This window comes from Sphingobium sp. DN12, from assembly GCF_051058005.1.
Classification (GTDB): domain Bacteria; phylum Pseudomonadota; class Alphaproteobacteria; order Sphingomonadales; family Sphingomonadaceae; genus Sphingobium; species Sphingobium yanoikuyae.
This window is the reverse complement of sequence record NZ_CP173717.1, coordinates 3,659,196-3,671,624: the sequence shown is the minus strand read 5'-3', so window position 1 is coordinate 3,671,624 and position 12,429 is coordinate 3,659,196. Positions and strand designations below refer to the sequence as shown.

General features: G+C 65.4%; 12 protein-coding genes. 4 read left to right on the top strand and 8 right to left on the bottom strand.

What is annotated here, in order from left to right:
- Positions 1-16: 16 nt before the first annotated feature.
- A complete protein-coding gene (locus tag ACI6S0_RS17385) occupies positions 17-517 on the bottom strand; it encodes a hypothetical protein (RefSeq protein ID WP_004208853.1) in 501 nt (166 codons plus the stop codon).
- A gap of 51 nt (positions 518-568) precedes the next feature.
- Positions 569-1,261 carry an energy transducer TonB gene (locus ACI6S0_RS17380; protein WP_434403742.1) on the bottom strand — a complete coding sequence of 231 codons (693 nt, stop codon included), beginning with the start codon at positions 1,259-1,261 and terminating at the stop codon, positions 569-571.
- Positions 1,262-1,448: 187 nt separating this feature from the next.
- Here ACI6S0_RS17380 and ACI6S0_RS17375 point away from each other — a divergent pair, with 187 nt between their 5' ends.
- Positions 1,449-2,054, top strand: coding sequence for a hypothetical protein (locus ACI6S0_RS17375; RefSeq protein WP_434403741.1), 606 nt, complete (start codon positions 1,449-1,451; stop codon positions 2,052-2,054).
- A gap of 90 nt (positions 2,055-2,144) precedes the next feature.
- Here ACI6S0_RS17375 and ACI6S0_RS17370 read toward each other — a convergent pair whose 3' ends face one another.
- The 3 genes from ACI6S0_RS17370 to ACI6S0_RS17360 all read right to left on the bottom strand — a co-directional run bounded on the left by ACI6S0_RS17370 (position 2,145) and on the right by ACI6S0_RS17360 (position 7,921).
- On the bottom strand, positions 2,145-3,410 hold the full coding sequence (locus ACI6S0_RS17370) for a DUF445 domain-containing protein (RefSeq protein ID WP_125988563.1): 1,266 nt from the start codon (positions 3,408-3,410) through the stop codon (positions 2,145-2,147).
- An 81-nt stretch (positions 3,411-3,491) separates the two neighbouring features.
- Entirely contained in the window at positions 3,492-6,656 is a 3,165-nt protein-coding gene (locus tag ACI6S0_RS17365; RefSeq protein ID WP_434403740.1) for an efflux RND transporter permease subunit, read from the bottom strand.
- 92 nt (positions 6,657-6,748) lie between these two features.
- Entirely contained in the window at positions 6,749-7,921 is a 1,173-nt protein-coding gene (locus ACI6S0_RS17360; protein WP_434403739.1) for an efflux RND transporter periplasmic adaptor subunit, read from the bottom strand.
- Positions 7,922-8,153: 232 nt separating this feature from the next.
- Here ACI6S0_RS17360 and ACI6S0_RS17355 point away from each other — a divergent pair, with 232 nt between their 5' ends.
- Positions 8,154-8,402 (top strand): GlsB/YeaQ/YmgE family stress response membrane protein, encoded by a 249-nt coding sequence (locus tag ACI6S0_RS17355; RefSeq protein ID WP_026109172.1) that lies wholly within the window; start codon positions 8,154-8,156, stop codon positions 8,400-8,402.
- 60 nt (positions 8,403-8,462) lie between these two features.
- Here ACI6S0_RS17355 and ACI6S0_RS17350 read toward each other — a convergent pair whose 3' ends face one another.
- The 3 genes from ACI6S0_RS17350 to ACI6S0_RS17340 form a co-directional block, all read right to left on the bottom strand.
- Positions 8,463-8,720 (bottom strand): GlsB/YeaQ/YmgE family stress response membrane protein, encoded by a 258-nt coding sequence (locus ACI6S0_RS17350; RefSeq protein WP_004208845.1) that lies wholly within the window; start codon positions 8,718-8,720, stop codon positions 8,463-8,465.
- Positions 8,721-8,915: 195 nt separating this feature from the next.
- Positions 8,916-9,215 (bottom strand): DUF1153 domain-containing protein, encoded by a 300-nt coding sequence (locus ACI6S0_RS17345; protein WP_004208844.1) that lies wholly within the window; start codon positions 9,213-9,215, stop codon positions 8,916-8,918.
- A 107-nt stretch (positions 9,216-9,322) separates the two neighbouring features.
- Positions 9,323-9,619, bottom strand: a complete 297-nt coding sequence (locus ACI6S0_RS17340) for a hypothetical protein (protein WP_010339876.1) — start codon at positions 9,617-9,619, stop codon at positions 9,323-9,325.
- A gap of 126 nt (positions 9,620-9,745) precedes the next feature.
- Between ACI6S0_RS17340 and mnmA the strand changes: the two genes are divergently transcribed.
- Positions 9,746-10,852, top strand: a complete 1,107-nt coding sequence (gene mnmA / locus ACI6S0_RS17335; RefSeq protein WP_434403738.1) for a tRNA 2-thiouridine(34) synthase MnmA — start codon at positions 9,746-9,748, stop codon at positions 10,850-10,852.
- A 100-nt stretch (positions 10,853-10,952) separates the two neighbouring features.
- Positions 10,953-12,416: a CHAD domain-containing protein gene (locus ACI6S0_RS17330; protein WP_434403736.1), complete on the top strand. Its 1,464-nt coding sequence runs from the start codon at positions 10,953-10,955 to the stop codon at positions 12,414-12,416.
- The last annotated feature ends 13 nt before the right edge of the window (positions 12,417-12,429 follow it).

The following is a 12,429-nucleotide window of genomic DNA, read 5'->3' as shown; positions in this document are numbered from 1 at the left end:
ACGTCGGTGATCATGGTCAGGGTTTGGCGGTCGCCGCGTCGACCTTCTGTTCGGCCTCCGCCTTGGCCAGCCGCTGGTCCAGCAAGCCATTGATCTGGCGGACGGCTTCCTTGCGCCGCGCAGTGTTGCGGGCCTCTTCGTCGCGCCATTCGATGCCGAATGCGTCGGCAAAGCCCTGCATCTTCTTCTGCTGCTTGACGAGGGCCGCCTCGCGCTTGGCGAAGTCGATCTTCTGCTGCAGGATCACCGCCGCGTCGGAACGGTTCGCATCCCAGCTCTGGACATAGATGATCTTGTTGCGGGTCGGCATCGTGTTTGTGTTCGCGTCGACGATGAAGGCCCAGACGATCACATAGGTGAAGGCCGCGGACACGCCGAGCAGCGGCCATTTATGCTGGCGCTGCTGCCGGAAATAGCTCCAGAAATCACCAAAGGCGCTCTTGGGAGAAACGGGACGGGGAAATATCGCCATGCCGCGCTTATAGGGCAGGGCGGGCGCGGATGCAAAATGATCCATCGAACATCCCTCCATGAAGGAACGGGCGGGCTATGCCCGCCCGTCCTCTGCTCAGCGATCGGTCAGGGTGAAGCGCACGGTCAGCGTCTTGACGCTGCTCACAGCAACACCGTCGCGCGTTGCCGGCCGGAAGCGCCATTTGCGCAGCGCATGCTTCTGGGTCGAGAGCCAGAAACTCTCGTCGGTCGCCGAAATTTTGACGATGTCGCTGACGCGGCCTTCCGGACTGATGGTGACGCGCACGGTGACGTTGCCCTCCAGCCCCTGGCGGATCATCGCGCCGGGATAATCGGGTTGGAAAGACCCCAGCGCGTTTGGCGCTATCGTCGCATCGATCAGGACCGGGATATGTGGCGGGGGCAGGGGGGGATCGATGGCTGTCCCGGTTCCCGATCCGTCAAAGGGCGAGGATGGGCCGGTTTCGATCGTCGGGCCGGCCGGAACGGGCATCGTCGGTACGATCGGATCGGTGGTCGTCGGCTTTTGCGGCAGCGGATTGGTCTGGACCGTCTGGGTGGTCGGTTCCGGCGGCGTCGGTTCGGGTGGTGGGGGCAGCGGCACCGGATAGCCGGTGATCGGCGGCGTCGGCCGCACCCAGTCGATGACCTCCTTGGGCATCAGCAGGAAGGCGCCGACCACCACGGCATGGACCGCAATTGCCCCGCCGATCCCGATCGGTGATTTGCGCCGCGCGGCATAGCCCGACCGGGTCGCATCCTGTGTCGGTTGCATCGTCATATACATGGACTGCACCCTCCTCTCGTGGCGCCGTCTCTCCGGCGGCCATGAAATGATACAACATCAAAATATGATATGTTGCAACATCAATTTTCAGGAATGCGGTGCGCCTGAAATATTCGCGTTGCCTCGGGACATATCGGGGCAATGCGGCAATGCGAGACATTGGGGCAACGCAAATCCAGGAACCCCGATGCGCCTTCCCACGATGCTGCTATTGTCGACCCTGTTGCTGCCGGTGCCGCTGTTCGCCCAGCAGCCAGCCGACCTGTCTGCGCGGACGGGAGGTCCGCATGACGGCGGGGCACGACCCGAGGGTCCCTGGGCTGCCGATGCCGACGGCGATGGCCGGATCACGCGGGACGAGATGCAGGCCTGGCTCGACCGCCGCTTTTCGGCGATGGATTCGGACGGCGACGGGGCGATCTCGGCCGAAGCCATGCAGCAGATGCTGGGCCATCAGCGCACCCCGCGGCAGGAAGGACAGGGCGAACGTCGGCATGGCCGTGGCGGCCCTGGCGGCGGCCCCGGTGGCGCTGGCGGCCCTCCGCCCGGTGGTCCGCCACCCGGCCCGCGACCGGGCGGCCAGAGTGGCGACGCCGCGCCACCCCCACCTCCGGGCCGCGCCATGCCCTATCCCGAGGATGGCAATGAGGATGGCGTGATCGATCGCGCCGAATTTTCCGCCCCGTCGCTCGCCATGTTCCATGATCTCGACCGTAATGGCGATGGCGTGCTGAGCGCCGACGAGCTGCCGCCATCGCCGCCGCCCGGCAGAGAGGGCGGTCTCGAAGACTGATGTTCAGCTAGGAACCGGGGGCCTTCTCCTCTGTGCGACCGGTTCCGGTCGGGGCGCGTCGTTTTTGGCCCGATGCGCCCCGACCATTTCTCAGAAGAATGTGTCGATCGCGTGGATCGCCAGGCCAACCAGCCCGCCAACCAGCGTGCCGTTGATGCGGATATATTGCAGGTCGCGACCGACCGCATTCTCCAGCCGGCTGGTGACCGTGCCGGCATCCCATCCGCGCACCGTCTCGCTCACCAGCTTGACGATCGAATCGCCATAGGTCGCCGTGGCCCCGACCGCGCCGCGCCGCACGAAGCGATTGATCACCAGTTTCAGCCGGGCATCCTCCTGCAACGTGCCGCCCAGTTGCTGCAACGCCTCGCCCAGTCGCCCGGCCATCGCCTTGCCGGGATCGCGTACCGCACGCAGCAGGCCGGTGCGGGCCTGTTCCCACATCCCCTCGATCCAGCGCTGCATCGCCGGATTGTCGAGTATCTCGTCTCGAATCTTCGCGGCCTTCGCCTGCATCTCGATGTCGAACTGCAGGTCGAAGGCGAGCTTGGCCATGCCTTCCTCGGCCTTGAGGCGCAGGCTGTGGCCGGGATCGGCGGCCATGTCCGCCAGCAACTTGCGCAGACCGTTGACGATGGCATTGGCCAGATTTTCGTCCAGCCCGGTCCAGCGCAGCACCGTGCCCGCGCGCTCATGCACCATCTGTCGGATCAGATGGTCGTTCGCCTCCAGCGCCCTGTCGGCCCACTGGATGATGCCATCCATCACCGGCGCATGGCGGCCGTCGCGCATCGCCGCCTCAATTGCTTGCCCCACCAGCGGGCCGACATTGATCGCGCGCAGCCGCTGGCCGATCGCGCCCTTCACCATCCCGCCCAACCGCTCCTGATCCAGCGCCTCCAGCATGTCGGCGAGCAACCGGGATGCGCCGACGCGCAGTCGCCCGTCGCCGGCGGACGGGCTGGCGAGGAAGCGGCCGGCCGCACCGGCCACGTCCATGCCGCGCATCCGCCGCGCGACGACGGCCGGGGTCAGGAAATTGTCGCGCAGGAATATTGCCAGCGTATCGCCGATCCGGTCCTTGTTGCGCGGAATGATCGCCGTATGCGGGATCGGCAGGCCGAGCGGATGGCGGAACAGGGCGGTGACCGCGAACCAGTCGGCCAGGCCGCCGACCATCGCCGCCTCGGCAAAGGCCTGGACGAAGCCGATCGCGGGATGGAGATGGACGGTGGCGCGCGCCGCGATGAAGATCGCCGCCATCGCCAGCAACATCCCCGTCGCCACCAGCCGCATGCGCCGCGCGGGATGGGCGGCGGCGTCGAGGGGCGAGCGGGGCATGCGCAGCAGCTTCATGGCGGTGAAACGGTTACGCGCCCGTTTCGTTCAGGCAAGCCCCATATTTTGCCATGGGGCTGGCCGCGCGAACCCGATTCCTTATTCCGCCGGCTGGGCATGGCTGCCCGAATGGCCGTCATGCGACTTGTGGGTCAGGAAGCGGCGGCTCAGCCGCGGCCCGGCCCATTGCTCGACGCCCAGCGCCAGGCTGAACACGGCCGGCACGATCACCAGCGTCAGCACCGTCGACAGCAGCAGGCCGCCGATCACGGTGATGCCCATCGGCGCGCGCCAGGCGGCGTCACCCGACAGCGACAGGGCCGTCGGCACCATGCCCGCGACCATGGCGACCGTGGTCATCACGATCGGCTGCGCGCGCTTGTGACCGGCGTCGAGGATCGCCTCCTGCTTGGGTACGCCCTTTTCCATTTCCTCCAGCGCGAAGTCGATCACCAGGATCGAGTTCTTGGCGACGATGCCCAGCAGCATCAGCAGGCCGATGAACACCGGCAGCGACATGGGCTGGCCGGCAATGTGCAGCGCGATCGCCCCGCCCAGCGGCGCCAGCAGCAGCGAGCCCAGGTTCACGAAGGGCGGCATGATCCGCTTGTAGAGCAGTACCAGCACCGCCAGCACCAGCATGATGCCGGAGAAGACGGCGATCACGAAGTTGGTCAGCATTTCCGCCTGGAACTTGCTGTCGCCCGCTTCGATCTTCTGCACGCCCTGGATGCGGCCTTCCTTGATGGCCTTCATCGTCGGCAGTTCGTTGATCTTCTGGTTGGCCTGGCTGGTGACGATGCCGGGCGCCAGGTCCGCGCCGACGACGACGCGGCGGATTTGGTTATAGCGGCGGATCTGCGTCGGGCCTGCGCCAAAGCTGATGTCAGCGACAACCTTGAGCGGCACGGAGCCACCCGACACCGTCGGCACCGGCATATTCTCGATCGTGGCGATATCTTTGCGGCTATCCTCGGCCAGCGCGACGCGGATCGGGATCTGGCGATCGGACAGCGAGAATTTGGCGACATTCTGGTCGATGTCGCCGATCGTCGCGATGCGGATCGACTGGCTGAGCGCAGCGGTCGTCACGCCCATGCTGGCGGCCAGGTCGAGGCGCGGCTTGATGATGATTTCGGGCCGCTGCATGTCGCCCTGCACGCGCGGCGCGCGCAGTTCGCGGATGCCGGCCATTTCATGCACCAGCTGGTTGGCGGTCTTTTCCAGCAGCTCCGGATCGTCCGAACCATACATCATGATGATGTCGCGGCCGAAGCCACCGCCCGACTGGGACTGGAAATTGACCCGTGCGTCGGCGATCGTCTGGAACTTGGGCGCGATCTTGCGTTCCCAATCGACCGACGACATCGGCCGGGTCTTCTTGAGCGTCAGGAAGATGTCGGCGCTGGTCGGCTCGATATCGGCAAAGGCGGCCTCGACCACATCCGTGTCGGCCGCCAGCATGTCGGCAACCTTGCGGGTGATGGCGGTGGTCTGCTCCAGCGTGCTGCCCGGCACGGTCTCGATCTTCACCTGGCTGAAATCGGTGTTGATCGTCGGCTGGAAGGTCATGGGCAGCGTGCCGAAGGCGAACAGGGTCGCCACGAAGGCGAGCATGCCGATGCCCAGAGTCCACACGCGATGGTCGACGAAGAAGGCGACGAAGCGGTTGCGGAAACCGCCGCGCGCGCGTCGGGCCTTCGCCCTGCGCTGGTCCAGCGACCAGTGGAGCACGCTCATATAGCGGTCCATCAGCCAGCCCTCGCCATGGCTCGCCTCGCCATGGGCCTTCAGGAAATAGGCTGCGATCATCGGCGTGATAAGGCGCGCCACGGCCAGGCTCATCAGCACCGACACGACGACGGTCATGCCGAACTGGATGAAGAACTGGCCCGAAATGCCCGGCATCAGTGCGACCGGCAGGAACACCGCGACGATCGCCATCGTGGTCGCCAGCACGGCCAGGCCGATTTCGTCGGCTGCGTCGATCGATGCCTGATAGGCCGATTTGCCCATGCGCATGTGGCGCACGATATTCTCGATCTCCACGATGGCGTCATCGACCAGCACGCCCGCCACCAGGCTCAAAGCCAGCAGCGAAATGCCGTTCAGCGTAAAGCCCAGCATGTCCATGAACCAGAAGGATGGGATCGCCGACAGCGGGATGGCGAGGGCAGAGATCATGGTCGCGCGCCAGTCGCGCAGGAACAGGAAGACGATGACGACCGCCAGCACCGCGCCTTCGATCATCGCCGACATGGCGCTGTGATACTGGCCGCGTGTATATTCGACGCTCGAATAGAGCTGCTTGAACTGGACCTTGGGATTTTCCTTCTTCAGCTTGTCCAGCACCTTCATGGCATCGTCATAGACGGTGACGTCGGACGATCCCTTGGCCTTTTCCAGGCTGAAGCTGGTCACCTGCCGGCCGTTCATCAGGGCCAGGCTGCGCTGTTCGGCATACATGTCGCGAACATCGGCAATATCGGCCAGCTTGACCGTGCGGCCGCCGGAAATGGCGATCTGGGTCTGGCCCAGATCATGGGCGTTGCGGGCATTGCCCAGCACGCGAATCGACTGTTCGGCACCGGCAATTTCGGTGCGTCCGCCGGCCGCGTTGATATTGACCTGGCTCAACTGCGCATTCACCTGCGCGGCAGTGACGCCATAGGCCTGCAGGCGGGCGGGGTCGAGGATGACGCGGATTTCGCGGCTGACGCCGCCACCGCGCCGCACCGCCGCCATGCCGCTGACCGACAGCAATCGCTTGGCGACCGTATTGTCGACATACCAGGACAGTTCCTCCAGCGTCATGTCGGTCGCTTCGGCGCTGAAATAGGCGATCGGGCCGCCATCCACGTCGATGCGCTGGACCTGCGGTTCCAGGATGCCGTCGGGCAGGTCGCTGCGGATCTGGTCGACGGCATTCTTGACGTCGTTGACCGCGCGATCGACCGGCGTGCCGATCTTGAACTGGACATTGGTCAGCGACTGGCCTTCGGATGCGAAGGAGGTGATGTCCTCGACCCCGCTGATGCCGCGCACGGCGGCCTCGACCCGCTGGGTCACCTGGGTTTCCAGTTCGGTCGGCGCGGCGCCCGGCTGGGACACGGTGACGCTGACCATGGGAAAGCTGATGTCGGGATTCTGGTTGATGTCCATCCGCAGGAAGCTGACGACACCGGCCAGCATCAGCGCGGCGAACAGGACCAGCGGCGGCACCGGATTGCGGATCGCCCATGCGGAGATATTGCGAAAACTCATGACGGGCTTCCCTCACCGGACGCGACCGCGTCCGCTTCCAATATTGTCAGTCCTGCCGGTCCGGGCACGATGACCCGGCCGGGACCATTGCGTCAGCGCGCCTTGAGCGCTTCCGGCTTCACCTTCTGCCCCACGGTCAGGAAGGCGCCGGCCGACGTCACGATGCGCTCGGCGCCGGTGATGCCGCTGGTGATGGCGACGCCCGTGTCGGACACCTGGCCCACCTTCACGTCGCGCCGTTCGACCTGGTTCTTGCCGTTGACGATATAGACATAGCTGCCCTTGACGTCGCTCTGTACCGCCGATTCCGGCAGCAGCGGGGCATTGCCCGAGCCGCTGGTGATCGTCGCCGACGCGAAACCGCCGGGACGGATCGCATCATTATAGGCGACCGCGATGCGAGCGATGCCCTGGCGGGTCTGCGGATCGACGACCGGCGATACCTGCCAGACGCGGCCGCTGAAATGCTGGTTGCTACCGACCGGGGTCACGGTCGCACTGTTGCCGGCGCGCAGCGTCGCCAGATCGGCTTCAGCCACCTGTGCCTGCATTTCCATCTCGCCATCCTTGGCCATGCGGAACAATGTGCCGCCGCCGGCCTGGACGATCTGGCCGGGCTCGACCGTGCGGGTCAGCACCAGGCCGGATGCCGGCGCGCGGATGTCCAGGCGGCCGGTGCGAGCGCGCTGTTCGGCCAGTTGCGCTTCGGCCACGCGGACCTGGGCGACGGCCTGGTCGCGGGTGGCGGTGCGCTGGTCGATGTCGGCGGCGCTGATGAAGCCGCGGCCGACCAGCGCTTTGGCGCGTTCCAACTGGGCCTGGGCCAGCTTGGCATTGGCGCGCTGCACCTCGACCTGGGCGGCCAGCGAATTGACCTGCTCGCTCTGGACCGACCGTTCGACGGTGGCCAGCACCTGACCGGCACGGACCCAGTCGCCCGGCTGCACCAGCACGCGCGTCACCATGCCGCCTTCGCCGACCACGCCGACCGGCATGTCGACACGGGCGGCCAGCGATCCGGTGCTGCTCACGGTGCGGGCAACCATCGTCTGGCCGGGGGTCAGTACGGTCACGACTGGTGCCTGCGGAGCGGCGTCGGGTGCGGCGGCATCCTTGCCACGCATCGACAGCGCGACAGCCGCCGCCACCAGCGCAACCGCAACAACGCCACCGATGATCAGCAGCCGGCGGCGACGGCGAATCCGGTCTTCGTCATCGACCAGGATCGCGGACGATTCGCCCGTCAGCGTAGTTTCGTAATTCATGCCGTTTCCATCTCTCCGGCGGGTTCCGCCCAAACTCGGAACTGTGTTATATGAATATATCACCGCCCTCAAGCCCCAATATCACGGTTGGACGGGCCTTCGCAAAGCCAATTGTGCTGATGCGAAGGGGCTGGCGGGCTCTTGCATCTTGTCCGTCTCTTGCCAAAGGGGCCGGACTATGTCGCTATGCCGCGACTTGGGGCGGGTTGGCTAATATAAGAGGATGCGCACCATGGAATTGCTGGGATGGATCATGACGGGCCTGCTCGCTGGAGCATTGGCGCGGCTGGTCATGCCGGGCCGCGATCCGGGGGGCTGCGTCGTGACCATCCTGTTGGGCATGGCCGGAGCCTTGCTGGCGGCCTTTGTCGGTCAGATCATGGGCTTCTACGCGCCGGGCGAGCATGCCAGTTTCATCGCCGCCGTGCTGGGCGCGATCGCGGTGCTGGCACTCTATCGCTGGTTCAGCGTCCGGCGCTGACGCAAAAAGGCCGCGACCTTCCTGGGAAGGACGCGGCCTTTGAGATGGAATTCCGGGTCGTTAGCGGACCGATCCGCGCCGTACCAGGTTGACGATCGCCAGCAGGATGACCGCGCCCAGCAGCGAAACGAGGAAGCTGTAGAGCGTCAGTCCGGCATTGTTGATCGAGCCGCCGCTGAAGATCAGGCCGCCGATGAAGGCGCCGACAATGCCGACGACGATGTTCAGCAAGATGCCCTGCTGCGCGTCCGTGCGCATGATCATGCTGGCGAGCCAGCCAATGATGCCGCCGACGATAAGCCACAAGATGATGCCCATGTTACTCTCCTTGACCACACCCCCAACGGGTTTGCTGGCTATTCAACCCGGAACATGGCTTCGCGTTCCCGCAGAAAATGATTCCGCCTTGGAAACCATCCCCAAGGCGCAATGCAAAAGGGGCCACCGGACGGTCTGTCCGGCGGCCCCTGCATCATCCTCTCCGGTGCGCGCCTGTCGGCGGCACCCGATCCCTCAATATTTCTGCTGCCGCTCGTAGAGCGACTTATAATATTGGATGCGCGTGACGCGCAGGCCATGCATGCCCGAACGGTCCACCGCCCGTTGCCAGCTGGCAAATTCTTCCAGCGTCAGGCTGTAGCGGGCGCATGCTTCGTCCACGGTCAGCAGACCTCCATTGACGGCAGCGACGACTTCTGCCTTGCGACGCACCACCCAGCGAGTGGTGTTCACGGGCGGCAGATTTTCCAGCGTCAGGGGTTCGCCGAGCGGTCCTACGACCTGTGCAGGCCTGATTTTCTGGTTCTCTATCATCTTTACCCTCAATTAGCGGCATTGGCGTTGCCGAATTCAGCAGCGAAACCTCGTTGTCACATCAGCCCTGAAGATCGGCTAAAGCCCCAAGGTAAACACAGGCTTCATCATCCTTGCCCCACCCCTAAATGGCTCGCGATCAGCGGGTTAAAGCTTCCTGCGAGACGAACGGCTTCGATCTTGCCGTCGGAACGTGGCGCGAAAATCTCGGCCAGTTCCTGAATCCAGTCCTCCATCCCGTCCTGCCCCCGCAGGACGCCCGCGACCGCCAGGGCCGTGGGACTGGCCGCCTGCGCCGCAGCCGAAGCCGCCCGCAGGAAAGGCCAGGCCGGGACGCGTGCCCGGCCTGTCGGCCTTGTCAGGGCGGGTTTCAGCCCGCCTGTCCGGAGAAAACTCAGATCCATGACCAGGCTTCTACCGGGCTAATCGATAAGGTCCGGTAAATGCCGGACACATTTTCGTCATCGAAACGATACGCTTGTGGGGGAAGATGCTGGAACGCAGCGCCGCCTGCGACTATATGGGCGGCCATGCAGCCCGAATTTCAGCTCCCAGAGCCGCTCTCGCAGCGGCGCATTGTCGTTGCCATGTCCGGCGGCGTGGACAGCAGCGTCGTCGCCGCGCTCGCCGCGAAGACCGGCGCGGAAGTGATCGGCGTGACGCTCCAGCTTTACGATCATGGCGCCGCCGTCGGCCGTACCGGCAGCTGTTGCGCGGGCCAGGATATCCGCGATGCGCGCGCCGTCGCCGACCGCATCGGCATTGCGCATTATGTCTTTGATTATGAAAGCCAGTTTCGCGATTCGGTGATCGCTGACTTTGCCGATGAATATATGGCCGGGCGCACCCCCATCCCGTGCGTGAAATGCAATATGGGGGTGAAGTTCACCGACCTGTTCCAGATCGCGCGCGACCTGGGTGCCGATTGCCTGGCGACCGGTCATTATGTTCGCCGGATCGAAGGGCCGCAGGGCGCGGAACTGCACCGCGCCGCCGATCCGGCGCGCGACCAGAGCTATTTCCTGTTCGCCACGACTCAGGCCCAGCTCGACTATCTGCGTTTCCCGTTGGGTGGTTTGCCCAAGCCGCAGGTGCGCGAAATCGCCGCCGAACTCGGCTTGTCGGTGGCGCTGAAGCCCGACAGCCAGGACATCTGCTTCGTGCCCGATGGCGATTATGCCAAGATCGTGCGCAAGCTGCGCCCCGATGCGGACGAGGGCGGCGATATCGTCCATGTCGACGGCCGGGTGCTGGGCCGGCACAAGGGGCTGATCCATTATACGGTCGGCCAGCGCAAGGGGCTGGAGATCGGCGGCCAGGCAGAACCGCTCTATGTCGTGCGGCTCGATGCCGAAGGACGGCGGGTGATCGTCGGGCCAAAGGTTGCGCTGGCCGTGTCGGGCGCACGCCTCAGCGACATCAACTGGCTTGGGCGCGATTTCACCGGACCTCTGACAGCCAAGGTCCGCTCGATGGCCAAGCCTGTTCCCGCGCGTCTGGAAGGAGACCGGCTGCTCTTCGACGCGCCCGAATATGGCGTCGCGCCAGGGCAGGCCGCAGTCCTCTATGCCGGCGATCAGGTACTGGGCGGCGGCTGGATCGCCGCGACCGAGGCTGCGCTGGCCGAGGCCGCCTGAGCCGGCGGCACGGCCAATTGTGACAATTATATTTCCTTTCGTGCCCGATTCGATCTAGCGTCCCCGCCCCGGGGCACCGCTCGCAACAAGGGGCGCATGGATGGACAACCGCGAAGTCGAGTTGAAGCTGGAATTTGACCCGGCCGATCGCCCCCTGCTGGCCGATGCGCCGCTGTTCGCAGGGCAGAAGGGGCAGGCGGCCCATCTGGTTGCCACCTATTTCGACACCCCCGCGCTCGATCTGCACCGTGCCGGTTTTTCGCTGCGCGTCCGGCGCAAGGGGCGGGCCCATGTCCAGACGATCAAGGCCGATGGCGGCAGGGCGGCTGGCCTCTTTGCCCGCTCGGAATGGGAAAAGCCGGTCGACGGCAATGTCCCGCTGTTCGATGCGATTCCCGATCCGCTCGATCGGGCCGTCGGCGCCGCCACCGTCGCGACCGCCGACAAGATTTTTGTCACCGACATCGAACGCACCGTGCATCGGCTCGATCGGGACGGGCAGGGGGTCGAATGCGCGATCGACATTGGCCGGGTTCGGGTCGGCCGTCGTGCCACCCCGCTGGCAGAGGTGGAACTGGAATTATTGTCGGGTGAACCGGCCCTGCTTTTTTCGATGGCCCGCCAGCTCAACGACCTGGTGCCGCTGCGTCTGGGCATGCGCTCCAAGTCGGAGCGCGGCTATGCCCTGCTCGCGAAGGAACGGCGCAAGCCGGCCAAGGCCGAACCCATTGCGATTGCGCCCGACGCAACCGTCGAGCAGGCCTTTCGTGCCATCGCCCAGGGCTGCATCCGCCAATTCCGCCTGAACGAGGATCTTCTGTTCACCACCGGTGCGCCCGGCGCGCTGCATCAGGCGCGGGTGGGGTTGCGCCGGCTGCGCTCGGCGCTGTCGATCTTTGCGCCGGTGCTGGCGGGCGATCTCGCGCTCGCGCCGCTCAAGGATGGTCTGCGTGCGCTCGCTGCCACGCTGGGCCGGGTCCGCAATATCGACGTGCTGTTGCCCAGCCTGCCTGATGATGCCACCGCCCGCCTCGCGCTTGTTCGTGCGGAAGCGCTGGCAGATGCCGAGCTTCGCCTGCAGGCGCGCGAGACCCGCATCCTGATGCTGGATCTCGCCGAATGGCTGGCGCTGGGTGACTGGTGTAGCCGACCGGCCGATGCCGCGTTGCTGCATGCGCCTGTCAGGCCGTTCGCTGCCGAAATCCTGTCGGATCGACGCAAGCGGCTGAAGCGCAAGGGGAAGAATCTTGCCAGGCGCAGCGACGAGCGGCGCCACCAGGCCCGCATCGCCGCCAAGAAGCTGCGCTACGCCAGCGAATTTTTCGCGCCGCTTTTCCCGAAGAACAAACAGCAGCGACGCCATGCTGCCTTCTCCGCCATGCTGGAAAAGCTGCAGGATGATCTGGGCGCTCTCAACGATCTGTCGACTGCGCCCGCCACCCTCGCGGCGGCCGGTATCGGCTTCGATTTGCCCGCGCCGGATGACAAGGCGCAGCGCCGCCTGCTGCGCCGCGCCGAAAAGGCCTATGCCGCTCTGCTCGACACAAGGCGCTTCTGGGGCTGAGCTTCCCGTTCTT